Below are 18,028 nucleotides of genomic sequence, written 5' to 3' on the forward strand. Positions count from 1 at the left end.
AAGGGTTGCTCAAAGCGAATATACGTACCTGTAAATCACTGGAATACCTTTCATGACCGCACCAACAAACCCGGCTAAAAACCCGTGTCGGGGATAGAAAAGTTGTACATTCGCCGGCTCAACGATTTTAGTCATGATACATATCCGACCTGCCACTGCGGCCGACCTGCCGGTACTACTGGAGTTTGAGCAAGGGATTGTGGCTGCCGAACGGCCGTTTGACAATACATTAAAACAAGGCGTTATACATTACTACGACCTGGCTGCCCTGATCGCTGCCGATAATGCGGAGGTACTGGTAGCCGAGTATGCGGGCGAAATAATTGGCTCGGGGCATGTCCGTATCCGGGATGCGAAGCCTTACCAGGTATTTCCGGAGTATGCCTACCTGGGATTTATGTATGTAGTGCCTGAACACCGGGGTAAGGGAGTAAACCGGATGATTATTGAAGGGTTGGGCGCCTGGGCTGTGAAGCAGGGCATTCGCGAGTTACGGCTGGACGTGTATGCTGATAATGCCGCGGCGGTGCGTGCCTATGAAAAGTTCGGTTTCCGTCAAAACCTGATAGAAATGCGGCTTCCATTGTAGTTATGCGCAGTTTGGCATAGTTTTCGTAAGTTGCGGGGAATAAACCGTATCACCATGAAAAAGTTACTTGTAGCCTTAGCGGCAGCCGTGGTTTTCTTCTCCTGCAAAAGCAATGGAGATAATGCTGCAGCCATAGAGAGTGCGAAAAAAGCTACTATTGATTCGATGAACAATGTGAGTGCGATCAAGCAATCTGTTATAGATTCAATGAATCACGTAAAAGGACGTCGTCATCATGCAGGTGCTTCCGGCCAGGAAGGCTACAGCGACGCTGCAATGACCGCACCTGCTGGTGGCGGTGGTGGTGGTGATGTAGCAGCAGCTCCTGCTCCAGCGCCCGCTCCTAAAAAGAAAGGCTGGAAATCATGGAGCCATACCGCTAAAGGCGCTGTAGTAGGTGCCGGCGCGGGCGCCATTACCGGGGCCATCGTTAACAAAGATCACCTGAAAGGCGCTGCAATTGGTACCCTGATTGGTGCAGGTGTAGGTGCAGGTACCGGTGCTATCGTAGATCACAAGAAAAAGAAAAACGGACAATAAGTTATTGCCGATATAAAAGAAGAAGCCACGCAGCGTTGCGTGGCTTCTTCTTTTATATCAATGCGGTACCCTCATCTCTGCCCTTCCCTTCTCTGTTAAATACGGATAAAACAGTTGCTCAATCAGCGTAACGTAATAACCAACCGCCTTCTTCCCTTTTAACCCGGTATTGAGCTCATTGGCGGAAATCCAGAAATCACCGATGATATAAATGTTACTGATCAGGCTTTCCCATACAGGAGCGGGAATATCTGTACGCATAATGCCCGTTTCGCGGTAATGCGCAAATAGCTCCAGGAACTGCTCCCGCCGGATAGTAAACCGTCTGGCGTATTCTTTTTTTACCGATGGTAAACGCCTGGCGATCATCACAAAATGGATATAGATAAACCGGTAATTATAAATCTGCTCCATAATCGCTACAATAGATGATTTCAGCGCATCGAGGGTCAACTCCTTAAACATGGGTAATTCGTTCAATTCCTCAATGTGATTAGTATAGATCGTGGCAATAATATCGTCGGCATTCTTAAAGTAATACTGAATGTTGCTATGGCTGATCCCCATTTCTTTGGCAATGTGCCGGATAGTAATCACGTCTATCCCTTGCTCGTTGAACAGGCGGGTGGCGGTAAGCAGTATCTTTTCTTTGGTGCTCATAGCAGCGAAAATAGAAAAATTAGTACAAATGTACAAGAATGAAATATTTTTATACATTTGTACTAAATTATAAAAATCATGAAGGCGATTATCATAGGGGCTGGCATAGGGGGACTCACCACCGCCATTGCATTACAGCAACAGCAGATCCAATTCGAAATATATGAAGCAGCGCCGGAACTGAAGGCAGTAGGAGCCGGCATCTGGCTGGGAGGCAATGCCATGAATGTTTACGAGCGCCTGGGCCTGGCAGATGCATTAAAAGCGTCCTCCGTGTTCCTGGAATCGGTATTTATAAAAGATGTGAAAGGCCAACTATTGCAATTCATCGACAACCTCGACATTCAACAGCGGTACGGCAACGCTACCCATGCCATACACCGGGGCACCCTGCAGCAAATACTGGCTAATGCGGTAAAACAGCCGATACACCTGGGTAAAAGATGCGTGGGCATTAATGGCAATGTGGTACGTTTTGAAGATGGTACCACCGACAGTGCCGACGTGATTATAGGCGCAGATGGTATCCGGTCGGCGGTGCGGGAACAATATGTAACCAAAGCCCAATACCGATACTCCGGGCAAACCTGCTGGCGGGCCATTATCAACACTACCCTTCCGGCATCAGAGCAGGTGAGCAGCGGGGAAGTATGGAGCCGTAAAGGTGGGGTAAGGGCTTCCATTTCACAGGTAGGCGACCAGCAGGTATATTTCTGGATGACCAAAGCCATGCCTGCAGGCAGCAAATTTTCTCCGGCGGAAGCGCTGACTTATATACGGCGCGAGCTGGCGCCTTTTGATCTGCGCATACAGGATATCGTGAGCCGCCTGGATCCGGATGCTTTGATACATGGCGACCTCTATGACATACAGCCCCTGAAACAATGGTATCGCGGTAATGTAGTACTGGTAGGAGATGCGGCACATGCCTCCACTCCCAACCTGGGACAGGGCGCCAGCCAGGCGATTGAAGATGCATATGTATTGGCCGCCTACCTTGGCCAGGAATCACAACCGGAAAGGGCCTTTGCCAAATACCAGGCGAGGCGGTTAAAACGCGCCAAACGCGTAGTAGACCTGTCCTGGATGCTGGGACGCCTTACCAGCGTAAAGAATACTACCGGTAGCCTCCTGCGTAATTACCTGATCCGGCATACACCCAACCGCATTGCCCGTAAACAGTTTGATTTTCTTTACGGCGTGAATTTAAACATTGAATAATATGCAGCTCACCTCCACGTTCCCTGATGCCATTCATGGGAGGGTTAAGTGTGGAAACTGTGCAACAGTCGCACGGGCAGCTGGAGCAAAACAACAGCAAGGGCCGAAAGCTGGTAATGACGGTACTTTCGCCGGGTAATGCGTACTAGTTGGCATATACCGGCATCATCTTTGGGCTTGGGCGCGCATGTGGAATCAATTGATAGAAAATACGGATCACCTGCCTGATTGGCTATGGAACCTTCTGCTGGCGGGCATTGCCGTTATTGCCGGCTGGCTTATTAAAATTTTGCTGTCTTTATTTTTGCGTAAATCGCTATCTGATCAGCATGAATTTTCGCTGTTGCGCAGTGTATTGAACCATTTAGGTAAGGCATTCAATTATTTCCTGCCCCTGCTGCTGCTGAATACGGCTATCCCCATGATGCGGGTGCCTTCTAAATATATACCCACCTTAAGTAAGATGGCGGAAATAGCTATGACCTTATCGTTTGCAGCACTGGTTATTGGGATCATCAAGGTATTGGAAGACTATGTGTATCATACGTATGATCTTAAAAAGGCTAACAACCTGAGAGAGCGTAAAATACGGACGCAGCTACAGTTTATACGTAAGTTATCTATCTCCCTGGTATTAATTTTAACCGCGTGCTTTATCCTGCTGAGCTTCGACAGTATGCGTAAGCTGGGGGCTGGTTTACTGACGGGCGTAGGTGTAGGCGGTATTATCATTGGTTTTGCAGCGCAGAAATCGCTGGGCAACCTGCTGGCCGGCTTCCAGATCGCCTTTACCCAACCGATCCGCATCGATGATGTATTGGTAGTGGAAGGAGAATGGGGACGTGTGGAAGAAATTACCCTCACCTATGTAGTATTAAATATCTGGGACCAGCGCAGGCTGATATTACCGATAAATTATTTTATAGAGAAACCGTTCCAAAACTGGACCCGTACCAGCGCTGAGATGTTGGGCACCGCATTTTTCTACCTGGATTATACCGTGCCGGTGGATCAGCTGAGGATAGAATTTGACCGGTTACTGGCGGCATCGCCCTTATGGGATCGGCGCGCCAAAGCCTTACAAGTTACCAATACCAGCGAACGGACGATGGAAGTAAGGGCACTCATGAGCGCCGCCAGCTCCGGCAATGCGTTTGACCTTCGCTGCTATATCCGCGAAAACCTGATAAAGTATGTCAGGGAACAATTTCCGGATAGCCTGCCTAAAACCCGTGCGCTTATTGAGCCGCAGCCCCCTGCTCCGTCAGCTTAATCTTTTTTCCAGCATAATCATATGCCTGCATTGGATGCCATTTTCGTAGATGGGTTCCTGGTAGTTTGTTGTAAAATAGTCTTTGATAATAGCGGCCATTTCAAAACCCTGGCGTTGGTACAAATACAACTGGGCGATACTGGAATTACCGGTGCCGATACAAAGGCGCCGGTAGCCATTTATCCTGCCCCGGTGCGTAGCATCCTGCAATAACATTTTACCCAGCCCCTTTCCCTGGAAAGAGGGGTGTACTGCAATATTCTTTATTTCAAGGGTGTCGCCGTCCTTTACCCATACATAGAGGCCAATTACCTGGTGGTCTTGTTCCATTACGTACAGCTCTCCGGATGAGAGGTAAGCATTGATAGCAACAACTGAGGGATCGGCTAACAGTAACAGGTCGTAGGGGATTTTCTCCTGGGCGTTGAGTTTCCGGATGGTGGTATCCTGCAGGGTGGTCATCTGGTGAATAGTTTGAGGAGGTATAAGAAGATTAACAAAATAAATATACAAAAAGCTTTTTGCTTTCAGCACTTAGCTTTCAGAAAATACAACAGATCCCGAAAGCCAAGTGCAAAAGCATATTGGTTAAAAGTGGATATACTGGCGTTTCACATTATGTCCGTATACTTCAATCTCCGCTCCGGGAGCGGCACTTATAGCGGCGCCGGTAATGGTGATGGTTTTCTGTTCTCCTGGTAACACCGACACATAGTTATCATCGTAAAACACGGGCAGGATACGTTGCTGGTGCTGTGCATCTACCAGCGATATGCGGTTGAAGAAGGCCACCGGTCCGCCCGCAGGGTTGCTGATCGTTACCCGGATACTATCGTTTCCGGCCTTCACCGCCTTCACGGACACGTTGGCCGTAGCCAGCTGCTGCAAGCCGGAATAGTTACCATTTGCATCGGGCAGCCAGTAAATGTTTTCATCTACTACTTGTTGATGCGTATTCAGCAGACGCAGAACAAAAAATACACCCTGCTGTGCGCTCAGCTTGTCCAGCATGGGTTTCACCGGCATAAACTTCTGTACCGTAGCCGGGCCTGCTTCCACAAACAACTGTGTCAACAGCGAATCATGGCCCTGCATATCGTAGGTCTTCAGCTCCAGCATCAGGTCGCGGGCATAGCGAAAGGTATTGTTTACTGCCATGACCATACCGTCTGTTGGGTTATACATCACATGCAGCGGCGCCGCGCCTTTGCGGGTACCGTAGAGACAGGCGTTGGGATCGAGGTAATAGTCGTACATCTGCCCTCTCAGCGCCGTCCAGGGATTCTGGGTTTTCCAGATGATAACGCCGGTATACCAATCCCACATATGTGCGCTGAAGCCTTCCATTAATGCGCGGTATTGGTCGTAGTTGACCAGCTGCGCCTTGTTGGCCCATTCTCTTAAATCGCTTGTTTTACCATAGGGGTCGATGGCGTTATTATACGGAATGTATTTGTGATAGTTCCATACTGCATCGGTCTTGCCTGTTTGAGGATCTGGCGGTACCAGGTTTTCGGCGGGCAGGAACCTGGCCAGCGATTCATAATCGCCGGTGCCTACTGAACCTACTTCCGAGTTGAACGGGAAAGTGCGTTCATTCCAGAAGTGCGCGATGGGCTGGATGCCGTAAGGTCCATCGCCGTTGCCGCCAATGGAATTGTACGACATGCTGTCAGAGTTGGAGTAATCGAAGAAGTAGCGGGTGCCATCCAGGGAAGGAATGATCGTATCTTTCATGGCGGCGAAGATATCTGCCGGAGGTGTAATTTCATTTCCTCCGCACCAGAAGGCCAGCGAAGGATAATTGCGGATCAGTTTCACCTGGTCGGCCACACTTTCGAGGAAAAGCGCATGGTTATCGGGATACTGGCGACGGGTCCACTGATCATCTTTTTTCTGTGGGTCCTGCCATCTGCCGTTACAATCGCCGGAGATCCAGAAGTCCTGGAACACCAGCAGGCCGTACTTATCGCAGGCCTCGAAGAACTCGGGCCGTTCTGTTAAGCTACCGCCCCATATGCGGATCAGGTTGAGGTTCATATCGCGGTGAAAGCGTACTTCCGCATCATAGCGTTCTTTGCTGAAGCGGAACATGGCATCGGAGGTAATCCAGTTGCCGCCTTTAATGAATATTTTCTGGCCGTTTACCGCCACTTCGCGGCTACGGGTATGGTTGTTCCAATAGGTTTGTATTTCGCGGATACCTACTTCCACGTCTTGTTTGTCGTCTGCTTTGCCTTTGTTGAGGAATTCCAGTTGCAGGGAATACAGGTGTTGCTCTCCATATCCGGCTGGCCACCAGAGCGCGGGCTGCTTCAGCGTGAGGTCCGGCATATGCACGGTGGTAGTGCTGTGCGGCGCGAGGGTAACTTGTTTAGTAACGGTTTCTCCCCCTATTTTATACCGGAGCGTACCGGTGATGCTTTTGGCGGTGGCATTTTCCAGTCCGGCAGCCACCTGTACGATGGCAGGCGACTGTGGCCCCTGGGCCTGGCGAACGCCCGGTACGCGTGTAATCACATGTGGATCCTTAATGCGTACGGCGCCTGTTCTTTCAATGGTTACCTTATCCCAAATGCCGGTATTGCGATCACGCATCGGTTGTATCCAGTCCCACCCAGCGGTATATTGCGGTCCTACGTTTTTGGCAATGGTACCATCCCCGCCTTGTCCGCCGTTAGGATTGCCCGGGAATTGGGGCGGGTATACGATTGCAGCCAGCCGGTTTTGTCCGTTTTTAGCCAGCCAGGGGGTAATGTTATACACCTGGCGGAGGTAAGCGCCGTAGTGGGTATCTTTTGTAAGACGGTGACCGTTGAGAAAAATATCGCAGCCATCATTTACGCCCCGGAAATGCAGCCATATCTGGGCATCACCAGCGGGGGCATTCTCTGTAAAATCTTTTACAAACCAATAAGTATAGTGCTCCCGACCGGTGTGATAGATATCTGGTATTTTTTCGTTGTTCATACCGTAGAGCGGGTCCGGTACCTGCTTATTGTTGAGCAGTGTGGTGAGCACGGTACCCGGCACCGTAGCCGGCGTCCAGCCTGTCAGCGCATAGCCGGGTACCGAAATCTGCTGTCCTGTAGCCTTTACGCCCTCCACATTCCTGCATTGCCATCCGCTATTGAGTTCATATTTTTCCTGTGCCGGCAATTTCAGAAAAGCGAATAGCAGCATACAGGACACGGTAGATGATGTCCAAAATCTCATGAGATATATTTTACGAGCAGTGGTTACCTTTTTTGCAATATCCGCAAATATAGGGCAAGCTCATCCCCGATCAAAGCATATCTCATTATTTACATGAGCGGTTATTGTTCTGCCAGTGCCTTTACTTTTTCCAGCGCCAGCGGGAAGGTCTTCTGGAAATAATCCTTGTATTCATCAGCCGTATCCAGTTCTACCAGTAACTCCGTATTGCCGTTGACGGTAGTAAGGTGGTAATTTTCGTGTGCGCCGGCCCATCCCTTTGCTTCCATACTATCTAAATCTTCCACGCCATTGTCGAAACCGCCGAGGTGTTCGAATGACATGTATTCTCCGGGGGTTTTAGCGGCAATCCTGGACACCATGCCCCGGTTTGTGTCATCCACGAACAATACTTTACTGCCTTCCTGCCAGTCGGTTTTCGCTGTGCTACCAGCAGCAAAGACAGCGGTCCATGCGCTGTAGGTGTCTGCGCCCCAGAGTATGTCCCATACGCGATTGCGGGGAGCGTTGATGGTTGTTTTAAAAGTGAGTTTTTCCATAACTATTCATTTACAGTGTTAGTGATTTGGCGGTTATATTTATTCCGGTATTCCAGTGGCGTCAGCCCGGTTACTTTCTTGAACACCGTCCTGAAAGCCTTGGTGTCTATATATCCAACATCATAGATCACCTCATTTACATTTTTAGTACTGGTTTCAAAGTCGCGCTTGGCGGCTTCTATTTTGATGCGTTGTATGTATTCCATGACGGTATTGCCGGTAGATTTTTTAAATCGCCGTTCAAAAGTGCGCCTGCCGATGGCCGACATATCCGAGAGCTGGTCTACCGTAAATTTTTCCTGGTAGCTGGCTTCTATATATTCCTGTATTTTCCTGATGGGTTCATCGTTATGGGCTTTCTGGCCTTCAAAGATGATGAAGGGTGACTGGCTTTGGCGATCGATATCGATGGCGTAAGCTTTTGCCAGCAGGATGGCGATATCCCTGCCTGTGTATTTTTCCACCAGGTATAATAACAGGTTGAGATAAGAATAGGCGCCGCCGCTGGTGTAAAGCCGATCCTCTTCCGTGATGATACGGTCGTCCATCAGGTGTACTTTGGGAAACATTTCCCTGAAGGTTCTGGCAAACATCCAATGTGTAGCACAGGGTTTACCATCGAGCAGGTTGGTGGCTGCCAGGAGAAAAGCGCCGAGGCACAGGCTGGCTACCGCTGCACCGCGTTCGTGTTGTTGCTGAATCCAGGGGATAAAATCCTGGTTGCGGGCAATCGCTTCTGTGGGCGCGTCGTGGATGGCGGGAATAATGATCAGGTCCGTTTTCCGGACGCTGCCAATGAGTATATCCGGTTGTACGGTAAACAGGCGGTTGCGTTGACTGGTTTCCCAGTTGAGCCCCACCAGTTGCACTTTAAACAAGGGTTCTCTTTGTTTTGCCACCAGGAAATTATTAACATCAGAAAAGATCTGGTGGGAGCCTTCGATGTTGACTAAGCTGGTATGCCCAAGCGGCACCAGGACAGAAACATGTATCATAGTAAAACAATTAATGCCGCAATTAGCCTTTGAATTGTCGCTAAACACCCCTGGGAAAGTGCGGCAGCGTTACGATTTTTGCAATATGATTTCACAAAAAAAAACGGTTAAATGACCACCATCCATACTTACCTGACTTTTAACGGCAACTGCCGGGAGGCGATGACTTTTTACAGAGAATGTCTGGGTGGAAAACTTATCCTTCAAACCATTGGCGAATCCCCTGCATCCATCAACATGCCCGCTTGTATGAGATCCCTCATCCTCCATTCGAGTCTTACGAAAGGTTCATTAGTGATCAATGGAACCGATATGGTGCCCGAATCGGGGCTGACGACCGGCAACGCCGTTTCCCTGTTATTAAATTGCAGTACGGAAAGAGAAGCCCGTGTATTTTATGCGAAGCTGGCCACCGACGGCGTTGCTACCCATCCGTTGGAAAGTACATTCTGGGGAGCATTGTTCGGCGGCCTGACAGATAAATATGGTACACATTGGCTGATTAATTTTGAAGGCAATTCCCGTCAATAAGTTATTCGCCGTCGTATGCTTTTTTCAGGCCGGCAATATCCAGTTTTATCATCTTCATCATAGCGGCCATTGTTCTGCCTACTTTTGCGGGGTCTTTATCGCTCATCAGTTCACCGAGGATCGCGGGTACAATTTGCCAGGACAAGCCATATTTATCTTTCAGCCAGCCGCATTGTACTTCTTTGCCCCCATCTGCCGTTAAACGGCTCCAGTAAAAATCTACTTCCTCCTGGGTTTTACAATTCACCGTAAATGAAATGGCCTCCGTAAAGGTGAACTGGGGGCCGCCGTTCAGCACGAGAAACTCCTGCCCTTCCAGCTGAAAAGTTCCTACCAGCAGGGTGCCTTTGGGCAAAGGAGCACCATCGCCATAGTACGACTTCTTTAAAATCTTTGACTCGGGAAAAATGGAAGTGTAGAAGTCGATGGCTTCTTCCGCATTATTATTAAACCAGAGAGATGGAACGATCTTTTGCATAACCGATGTTTTTAGGGTAAATGATCATTACAAAGATACCCGCCCTTTGGTTTTGGTAACAGGTGCAAAAGCGACATTCTAAAGGGGGGCTTGCGACAATTCGGTTTCATGCAAGAGGGGACAAGTAAGGGGATAGTGGCTTTATCCCCTTATATTTTTAAGCGGAATAGTGTAAGCTTGCCTGGTTGACAGTATGGCGGGTGGCCAGCTGCGTGGCTTGCTCCCGGCGGTATAGCCATTCCCGGAGCGCCATCAGCAATAATGCAGCGGAACCCAGCGCCAGCATAGCCCAGGGGGTATGATGGATACCATAGGTATTAATGACCCAACCGCTGACAGCGGTACCGATGGTAATCCCGAGGTTGCCAAAAGAAATGGAGAGGCTGTTGGCAAAGACCGGGGCCTCGGGCGCCGCACTGATTACATAAGCGTTTCCATTCAGAAAGCAGGGCGTGTGTAAAAATCCCCATACAATAATTAAAGGAACTGATAAGATGGGCGAAAAATAGATACCTACAGATACCAGTGTAATTCCCAGCAGAAAGGCGGCTACGGTGCCGGAAAGATTTTTACCCAATAGTTTTCCGGCCACAAAGTTGCCCGGTAGTCCTGCCAGTCCGAATAACAACAACATGATACTGATCGTGTCGGGTGACATCCCGTTTACTTTTCCCATATAATCCGCAAAATAGCTGTAGGTGGTAAACATGGCCGCAATCATGCAGGTGATGGTAGCGGCACTAGCCAGGAACGAAGGCCTGGTCAGTACCCGCAGCTGGGCGCCATAAGATTGTTTTTCTTTTACCGGCATAGATGGCAATGCCAGTAGGATGGTAACAAATGCGATAGCGCTGACAATGGTTTGTATCACAAAAGATGCCTGCCAGCGATCGTATACACCTGCGATGTAGGTGGCAAAAGGAATGGTGGTAACCGTTGCCAGCCCGATGCCTGCCATCACGATGGCCATCATTTTATGTTCCTCTTTTTTATCAGCCGCCGCAGTGGCAGCGGCAATCGCATTGGAAATAAATACCGGTTGCAGGAAAGCAGGCAGCATCCGTACCACCAGCAGCAACCAGAAAGGAGGCGATAAAGAAGATACTACCCCTGTAACCAGGAAAATGCCAATGCTGGTTGCCATGAGGGTTTTGCGGTTAAAGCCCGACATCCAAAGGGTCATGAGCGGTCCTCCCAAGGCTATGACCAGTGCAAACACGCTCAGCAGCCAGCCTGCCTGCGCAATAGAAATATGATACCAGGCGGCTACCTGGGGCAAAATACCAATAATGCCAAATTCTGTTGTGATAATGCCAATAAGTCCCAGACTTCCGATATATGCTATCCTTTTCATTGATCCATTTTTTTAAATAAGTATTCCCCCGGGGTGTTATAAGGACACAAAATTGGCTGTTAAACTGATATAAGGAAAATAATATGATTTATCCCTCATTATAAAATTATTTATAACTTGCATGATGGTTAATCTGGAATGGTACCGCACCTTTAAGGCAGTATATCAGACAGGCTCGCTGACAGCCGCTTCAAAAATGCTTTTTATCTCGCAGCCGAATGTGAGTCAGCACCTATCGGCGCTGGAGGCCTATGTGGGCAAACCATTGTTTGACCGAAAGCCTAAAATTGTACCTACCGACTATGGCAAACTTTTTTACACGCAGGTAGTAGAGCCGTTGGAAAAACTGGAAAATGTGGAAACGGATTTTCGCTATCTCTGTTCCACGAAAGAAATTCCCAACATACACCTCGGCACCGTAAAAGAATTTTTCCAGGCGCAGGTAGCCTGCCGCATCAGTACCGCTCCTGCCAATTTTGTGGTGGACTTCGGCGGCAGCAAAGACCTGGTGCGCCGGCTGCGGCAACAGGATTTTGATTTTGCAGTAGTAACGGAACAGATAGAAGAAAAAAACATTACCTACGAGCCGATACTCACGGAGCATTTTGTAGTGGTGGCGCATGCCGGTCTTGATACCAGATCATTTAAAGCACACCTGAAGAAAAATGACCTGGCCTGCGCGGAAGCATGGTTACTGGAACAAACCTGGTTTGCCAACAGCAGCGATTTGCCAGTGATACGCCGGTTCTGGCGGGATAACTTCCGTAAACGTCCGGCGCTGCAGCCTAAGTTCATCATTCCAGATATCAGCACCATCGTGCATGCCATCAGCCATGGCGAGGGCATTACCATTGCGGCAGAATATATGGTGAAAGAAGCCATTAAAAGTGGCCTGCTGAAAGAAGTGTGGCGGGGCGCCGTGCCAGCCTATAATACCGTTTACCTGGCCTATGAACCGGGCAGAATACCGGCCGACCGGGTGAAAATTATGCACGACCTGTTAAGAATGCAGCACCTGTAATGATATTGCTGTGAAATGAGTATTTTAGTGAGATATCTATCTCTTCTGACATATGAAGCTAAAATTCCACCGACATATCCTCTTGCTGGTATTGGCCCTGCTGTGTTACGCCAACGGCTATACGCAGGATAGTACTCCCTCCTTCCGGGTCATTGCATTTTATACCGCCAAAAACGACGACGCCCACATCAGCTTTGTACATGAAGCGCATGAGTGGTTTTCCCGGATGGCGCAGCAATATCATTTCGTGTATGACTCCACCAGCAACTGGCAATTAATGGAGCCCTCATTTTTATCCAAATACCAGGTCGTTATATTCCTGGATACCCGCCCCGAAGCACCGGCGCAAAGGGCTGCTTTTCAGCAGTATATGGAACAGGGCGGCGGCTGGCTCGGCTTTCACTTTGCGGCGTTTGCGCTTACGCCCTCTGATGTACCTCAAAACTGGAATTGGTATCATGAAACATTCCTGGGCTCCGGTTCCTACGTCAGCAATACCTGGCGCCCCACAGCTGCTACCCTGCGTGTAGAAGACCGCCAGCATCCCGCAACGCGCCACCTGCCGGATACTTTTTCGGCCGCGCCGAATGAGTGGTATCGCTGGAGTAATGACCTGCGGAAAAATAAGGACATCCGTATCCTGTTATCAATTGACAGCAACAGTTTCCCGTTGGGCACCGGCCCCAAAGCGCACGAAATCTGGCATAGCGGCTATTACCCCGTAGTATGGACTAACCGGCGGTTTAAGATGCTATACATCAACATGGGGCATAACGACATGGATTATGAGCATCATACCCATCAAACATTGTCATCGTCTTTCAGCAGTGCGGCGCAGAACCAACTGATACTGGATGCGTTGCTGTGGGTGGGAAGGGGGAAATAACGGGAAAATATAAACGAAAAAGCGCCCTTTCATGGGGCGCTTTTTCGTTTATATTTTCCCGTTACTCCTCGTTCATGAAGGCTTCAATCTTTCTCCGCTCCTCCTGTTTTACATATTCTCCGTATTTGTCGAGGTACTCCCGGGCAACGGGTTTGAAGCCATTTTTATCTTGTTTATTGAGCTGGTAGATCGTCCGGGCTCTTAAAAATATTTCTTCTCCGGGGGCGCCGTAAGGTTTTACCGTGGTATAGATGGCGGTCCAGTCGGGGTTGTTGCTGCCTGCCGGTATAGCGGGTGCGATATCATCCTGGTAAATGAGGTTCATCATTTTCACGGCGGCCTGTCTGGCTCCCATGGCTTTGTCGATGGCTTCGGTGTTATTCCGGATAATGTTAAAGCCGGTGTCTTTGGTGCTGGCAGTAACCAGCATTACATAGCGAAGGTCATCTTCTGAATAGGGAGGTTTCATGACCGCGAAATATTCATCGCTGGCTATGGCGGCGCCGTCTTTATCGCCTGCTTGTGTGGCCATCATGGCCAGTTGTTTTAAAAATTCGGGTTCCCGGTTACCATCAATATATTCCTGTAACCGGGCGCTATAGACAGCGGCTGGATCTGTGAGGTCAGCGTCCTGGATAGCAATGGCGGGCATGTTGCCCATATCGGGGTTCAGGGGTGCATGTATTTTTCTTATCTCTGTAAAAGGAATTTTAACTACTTCGCGGTCGTAGGTCATCAGGCCGTTTTGTTCGCCTTCTACATCGAAGGGTTGGGTGTAAATGCTGGCCGACAAGCCTTGCCGTTGCAATAGTTGCAGGTGCTGGTTCATGATGGTGTACTTGTATTTCAGGGCTGCCGGCTTTTCCAGGATATATCCCCAGGCGCTGGTAGCATTCCACTGGTGATGGGGAATGAAGACGCCTATACCGCCAAACTCGCCCAGCACGCGGGCCTTGCCTGGCTGCTGAATAGCATTTCTTGGATTGGGATAACTGTGCACGTCGGTGAGGTCGGCGCTGATATATGCGTTGGGACTGGGGCTTCGCAGTTTTTCATTGACATACAGGTATTCACCCGAGTGCCCGTTTACCAGGCGGGAAGGATCGGTATGTTTGATCCATTCCGTGAGGCGTTGTTGATCGAATTGGCCCCATTTTTCATTAAACAGTACCCAGGTAGTAATACTGGGGTGATTATGGAGCTGGGCCAGCGTTTCCTTACACTGGGCTTCAAAAGCGGCTTTGGCGCCTTCGGGGAGACCGTGGTTGGGGCTTACCATATCCTGCCATACCAGTATTCCCAGCTTATCGGCCCAATAATACCACCTGGCGGGTTCTATTTTGATGTGTTTGCGAATGGTATTGAATCCCATCGCTTTGATGGCTTTAATATCGAAGGCCAGTGCTTCATCTGTGGGAGCGGTATACAAGCCATCGGGCCAGAAGCCCTGGTCGAGCGTGCCCAGGTTGAAATACGGTTTATTATTCAGGAAGATGCGGTCCACTCCTTTTTCATCTTTTGCTACAGAAATTTTCCGCATGCCGAAGTAGCTTTTCACTTCATCTACTGTGGTATTGCCTTTCAGCAGTTGTACCGACAAATCGTAGAGGGCGGGATGGCCGGGTGTCCATAATTCAGGATGGGATATTTTCAATTGAAGGGGTACCCCGCTTTTTCCTTTTACCTGGCCGGCCACGGCGCCATTCTTTAGCGCAGTAGCGGTTACAGTGTAGCCGGCAGGCGCATTGACGGTGATATCCAGCAGGCTTTTATCGATATCAGGCGTCAGCAACAGGCCAGCGATATAGTCGCGGGGCACCTGTTCCAGCCATACCGTTTGCCAGATACCGGAGCTGGGCGTGTAATAGATATCGGCGGGATTGAGTACCTGTTTACCATGAGGACCTATTCCTTTATCGGATGGATCATATACTTTCAGCACCAGGATATTTTCCCCTGTTTTGGCAGCGGCGGTGATGTCGATGGTAAAGGCGGTGTAGCCGCCTGTATGCGTACCCACTTCTTTTCCGTTGAGATAGACGGTAGTTTGCCAGTCCACCGCTCCGAAATGCAGCAGGGTTCTTTCGCCGGCGGCAGGCTTCATTTGAATAGTTCGGCGATACCATAGCCGCTGATCGGGCAGCAGTGACCTTTTTACGCCGGATAAGCCGGATTCCAGGGGGAAGGGCACCAGGATCTGTCCATCGAAAGTGGCAGGGATGGCCGCATTAGCGGCGGTAATGGCGTATTCCCATAATCCATTGAGGTTTTCCCAGTTTTTCCGTTCGAGCTGAGGGCGCGGATAGGCTGGCAAAGCGTTTTGCGGGCTTACTTCTTTGGCCCAGCGGGATTGGATGGCAATGGGTTTCATTTGATAACTTTGCTGTGCCTGGAGGGCGGAAATCCCCGGCAGGCCGAGCAGCGCGATGAATAGCAGCTGTTTGCGGATGTGTTGTAACATAACGGTGCTGTACTTTATAGCTTTATTGGTTAATTGAGAAAATGCAACGGGGGTGTAATAAATACCGGTATGGTGCTAAAAGTCGTCTGTAAACAGGTCCGGGCGTTGAACAAAAGCTTCAAAATATACGGAATTATCGGCGATTGAGCGACCAATACTTGAGTTTTTTTACGATGCGTCTATTTATATTAAATACTCATTATATATTAAGGGTATATTAATATTATCATTATTCTTTTCCTGGGCATCTCTGCCGTGACGAATAAAAAAAATTTTATATAATTTTGGCGGCAGAACCTAAAACAACTGTCACACTTAAAAGCGTATCATGTTAATATCTGCCGTTAAGGGCCGCTGGAATGCCGTATGTAATGCCGTGAGCAGGATTCCGATTAAATATTTATATGCGTTGTTTTTACTAATGGCAGTAGCCATTTCTTTTCATTCCTGGTATTCTTCCCAGGACATGGAGCGTTGGACCCGTTATAATAACTTCCTGATCTTCAAAGATGCCTGGTCGCACCTGGTACACAACCAGGATTTATATGTTCTGTATGAAGATGAGTATTACGACCTGTATAAATACAGTCCTTCTTTTGCGATGTGGATGGGCGCTTTTGCCTGGATGCCGGATGTACCGGCATTGATCTGCTGGAACCTGATGAATGTGATTGTATTCCTGGTAGCGATGCGGAAGTTGCCGATCCCTAAAGAGCGGCAGTCCGTCCTGCTCTTGTTCCTGGCTATTGAGATGATGATTGCGTTAACCAGTTCACAGATCAATGTATTCATTGCGGGCTTTTTTATCCTGGCCTGGCATTGTATGGAAAACAAGAAAGTGTGGCTGGCCACCTTGTTGCTGGTTATCACGGTGTATATCAAGATATTTGGGGTAGTGGCTATGTCGCTGTTCCTGCTGTATCCCGAACGCTGGAAGGCGGCGTTATACACCGTTTTCTGGACCCTGGTGATTGCGGTAATGCCGCTGCTGGTCATTTCCGCTGATCAGCTGACCTTCCTCTATAAGAGCTGGGCGCACCTGCTGGCCAACGACTATTCGGCTTCTTACGGCGTATCGGTAATGGGCTGGTGGCATACCTGGTTTAACATGGATATCCCCAAGCAGGGATTCATTTTAACGGCAGCGGCCATCTTCATGCTGCCATTCATCAAGATCCTGTATAGTGGCAGCACCCTGCAACTGCGCCTGAACATGTTGGCTTCCATACTCATCTGGGTAGTTATCTTCAATCACAAGGGAGAGTCGCCCACTTATATTATTGCATTAACCGGTGTGGCTATCTGGTATTTTACCCAGCCTCCCACCCGTATCAATACGACGCTGGCCGTGTTAACGCTGGTCTTTACTTCGTTTTCGTCTACCGACCTGATTACGCCTTATTGGATTGCCAGGACTTATGTAGAGCCCTATGCGGTGAAAGCGGTGTTCTGCTCTATTGTATGGGTAAAGATTGTGCTGGAGCCGTTCTTCGTGTCGCAGGAGTCCCTGTCGGCCGCCAGGGAGGAGGAGTTTAGCCGTGCTATCTGATCACGCTCACGCAAAGGGACATAAGAAGCAAAGGCGCAAAGAAAACCTCTTTGCGCCTTTGCTTCTTATGTCCCTTTGCGTGGTTACGCTTGTTTTCTCAGGTATTTAGTGAGAATCACGATCAGCTGACCTTCTATTTTTCCTTCAATTTGTTCGGTATTATCTTCTACGAGGCGGATATTTTTCACGACGGTACCCATTTTGGCATTCAGGGTGGATCCTTTTACATCGAGTGATTTGGTGAGTACTACCGAATCGCCATTTTGCAATATGGCACCGTTGCTATCCCTGTGGAGGTTCACGGTGGCATCGCTTTCATGGTCGCCGGTAGCTTTGGCCCAGGCCAGCGCTTCATCGTTCAGGTAAATCATGTCGAGGCTTTCCATGGCCCAGCTTTCATGTCTTAAACGCTGGAGCATGCGCCAGGAAACGATCTGTATGCCGGGTACTTCACTCCACATGGAGGTAGTCAGGCATTGCCAGTGATTACTATCCAGTTCTGCTTTACGCGCGATCTGCGACTGACAGGTGTCGCAGATAAGGATGCAATTGTCCTGGTCAGCATAGGATTGCGGGGGAACCTCATATACGGTTAATGTAGCAGCAGCCTGGCATAACTCGCACTGATGATTGGCCCTTTCCTGTAATAGTTCATTCAACTTCATAAAATCCCTTTGAAAATGTCCGCAAAGGTAATCTTTTTTCCAGGGATATG

Annotated in this window: 17 protein-coding genes; 8 read left to right on the plus strand and 9 right to left on the minus strand. The window is 49.1% G+C overall.

Features of this window, described 5'->3' with window-relative positions; genetic code table 11:
- The first annotated feature begins 133 nt into the window (after window positions 1-133).
- Both HGH91_RS26640 and HGH91_RS26645 read left to right on the plus strand, forming a co-directional pair.
- Window positions 134-589: a GNAT family N-acetyltransferase gene (locus HGH91_RS26640; protein ID WP_168742098.1), complete on the plus strand. Its 456-nt coding sequence runs from the start codon at window positions 134-136 to the stop codon at window positions 587-589.
- Between the two features lie 54 nt (window positions 590-643).
- The gene (locus HGH91_RS26645) at window positions 644-1,129 is read left to right on the plus strand and encodes a glycine zipper domain-containing protein (RefSeq protein ID WP_168742099.1); all 486 of its coding nucleotides are present in this window, start codon (window positions 644-646) and stop codon (window positions 1,127-1,129) included.
- A 57-nt stretch (window positions 1,130-1,186) separates the two neighbouring features.
- On the opposite strand, the gene HGH91_RS26650 is transcribed toward HGH91_RS26645, so the two are convergent.
- The gene (locus HGH91_RS26650) at window positions 1,187-1,789 is read right to left on the minus strand and encodes a TetR/AcrR family transcriptional regulator (RefSeq protein ID WP_168742101.1); all 603 of its coding nucleotides are present in this window, start codon (window positions 1,787-1,789) and stop codon (window positions 1,187-1,189) included.
- A 78-nt stretch (window positions 1,790-1,867) separates the two neighbouring features.
- Between HGH91_RS26650 and HGH91_RS26655 the strand changes: the two genes are divergently transcribed.
- Window positions 1,868-3,010: an FAD-dependent monooxygenase gene (locus tag HGH91_RS26655; protein WP_168742103.1), complete on the plus strand. Its 1,143-nt coding sequence runs from the start codon at window positions 1,868-1,870 to the stop codon at window positions 3,008-3,010.
- Between the two features lie 187 nt (window positions 3,011-3,197).
- Window positions 3,198-4,283 (plus strand): mechanosensitive ion channel family protein, encoded by a 1,086-nt coding sequence (locus HGH91_RS26660; RefSeq protein WP_168742104.1) that lies wholly within the window; start codon window positions 3,198-3,200, stop codon window positions 4,281-4,283.
- Here HGH91_RS26660 and HGH91_RS26665 read toward each other — a convergent pair.
- The 4 genes from HGH91_RS26665 to HGH91_RS26680 form a co-directional block, all read right to left on the minus strand.
- The gene (locus tag HGH91_RS26665; RefSeq protein ID WP_168742106.1) at window positions 4,275-4,745 is read right to left on the minus strand and encodes a GNAT family N-acetyltransferase; all 471 of its coding nucleotides are present in this window, start codon (window positions 4,743-4,745) and stop codon (window positions 4,275-4,277) included. The genes HGH91_RS26660 and HGH91_RS26665 overlap by 9 nt on opposite strands.
- 126 nt (window positions 4,746-4,871) lie before the next feature.
- A complete protein-coding gene (locus HGH91_RS26670; RefSeq protein ID WP_168742108.1) occupies window positions 4,872-7,499 on the minus strand; it encodes a glycoside hydrolase family 2 protein in 2,628 nt (875 codons plus the stop codon).
- 101 nt (window positions 7,500-7,600) lie between these two features.
- Entirely contained in the window at window positions 7,601-8,038 is a 438-nt protein-coding gene (locus HGH91_RS26675) for an SRPBCC domain-containing protein (RefSeq protein WP_168742110.1), read from the minus strand.
- 2 nt (window positions 8,039-8,040) lie between these two features.
- Window positions 8,041-9,033 carry a GlxA family transcriptional regulator gene (locus tag HGH91_RS26680; protein WP_168742112.1) on the minus strand — a complete coding sequence of 331 codons (993 nt, stop codon included), beginning with the start codon at window positions 9,031-9,033 and terminating at the stop codon, window positions 8,041-8,043.
- A 111-nt stretch (window positions 9,034-9,144) separates the two neighbouring features.
- On the opposite strand from HGH91_RS26680, the gene HGH91_RS26685 reads away from it, so the two are divergent.
- Complete coding sequence (locus HGH91_RS26685) at window positions 9,145-9,564, plus strand: VOC family protein (protein ID WP_168742114.1); 420 nt, start codon at window positions 9,145-9,147, stop codon at window positions 9,562-9,564.
- A 1-nt stretch (window position 9,565) separates the two neighbouring features.
- On the opposite strand, the gene HGH91_RS26690 is transcribed toward HGH91_RS26685, so the two are convergent.
- On the minus strand, window positions 9,566-10,042 hold the full coding sequence (locus HGH91_RS26690; RefSeq protein ID WP_168742116.1) for a VOC family protein: 477 nt from the start codon (window positions 10,040-10,042) through the stop codon (window positions 9,566-9,568).
- 157 nt (window positions 10,043-10,199) lie between these two features.
- Window positions 10,200-11,396, minus strand: a complete 1,197-nt coding sequence (locus HGH91_RS26695) for an MFS transporter (RefSeq protein ID WP_168742117.1) — start codon at window positions 11,394-11,396, stop codon at window positions 10,200-10,202.
- Between the two features lie 121 nt (window positions 11,397-11,517).
- Between HGH91_RS26695 and HGH91_RS26700 the strand changes: the two genes are divergently transcribed.
- Both HGH91_RS26700 and HGH91_RS26705 read left to right on the plus strand, forming a co-directional pair.
- Window positions 11,518-12,417, plus strand: coding sequence for a LysR family transcriptional regulator (locus tag HGH91_RS26700; RefSeq protein ID WP_168742119.1), 900 nt, complete (start codon window positions 11,518-11,520; stop codon window positions 12,415-12,417).
- 52 nt (window positions 12,418-12,469) lie between these two features.
- Entirely contained in the window at window positions 12,470-13,303 is an 834-nt protein-coding gene (locus tag HGH91_RS26705) for a ThuA domain-containing protein (RefSeq protein WP_168742121.1), read from the plus strand.
- A gap of 61 nt (window positions 13,304-13,364) precedes the next feature.
- Here HGH91_RS26705 and HGH91_RS26710 read toward each other — a convergent pair whose 3' ends face one another.
- Complete coding sequence (locus tag HGH91_RS26710; protein WP_168742123.1) at window positions 13,365-15,764, minus strand: glycoside hydrolase family 2 protein; 2,400 nt, start codon at window positions 15,762-15,764, stop codon at window positions 13,365-13,367.
- A gap of 328 nt (window positions 15,765-16,092) precedes the next feature.
- On the opposite strand from HGH91_RS26710, the gene HGH91_RS26715 reads away from it, so the two are divergent.
- A complete protein-coding gene (locus HGH91_RS26715) occupies window positions 16,093-17,313 on the plus strand; it encodes a glycosyltransferase family 87 protein (protein WP_168742125.1) in 1,221 nt (406 codons plus the stop codon).
- Window positions 17,314-17,396: 83 nt separating this feature from the next.
- Here HGH91_RS26715 and HGH91_RS26720 read toward each other — a convergent pair whose 3' ends face one another.
- Entirely contained in the window at window positions 17,397-17,978 is a 582-nt protein-coding gene (locus HGH91_RS26720; protein WP_168742127.1) for a PhnA domain-containing protein, read from the minus strand.
- Window positions 17,979-18,028 lie beyond the last annotated feature (50 nt).

This window comes from Chitinophaga eiseniae, from assembly GCF_012641265.1.
Taxonomy (GTDB): domain Bacteria; phylum Bacteroidota; class Bacteroidia; order Chitinophagales; family Chitinophagaceae; genus Chitinophaga; species Chitinophaga eiseniae_A.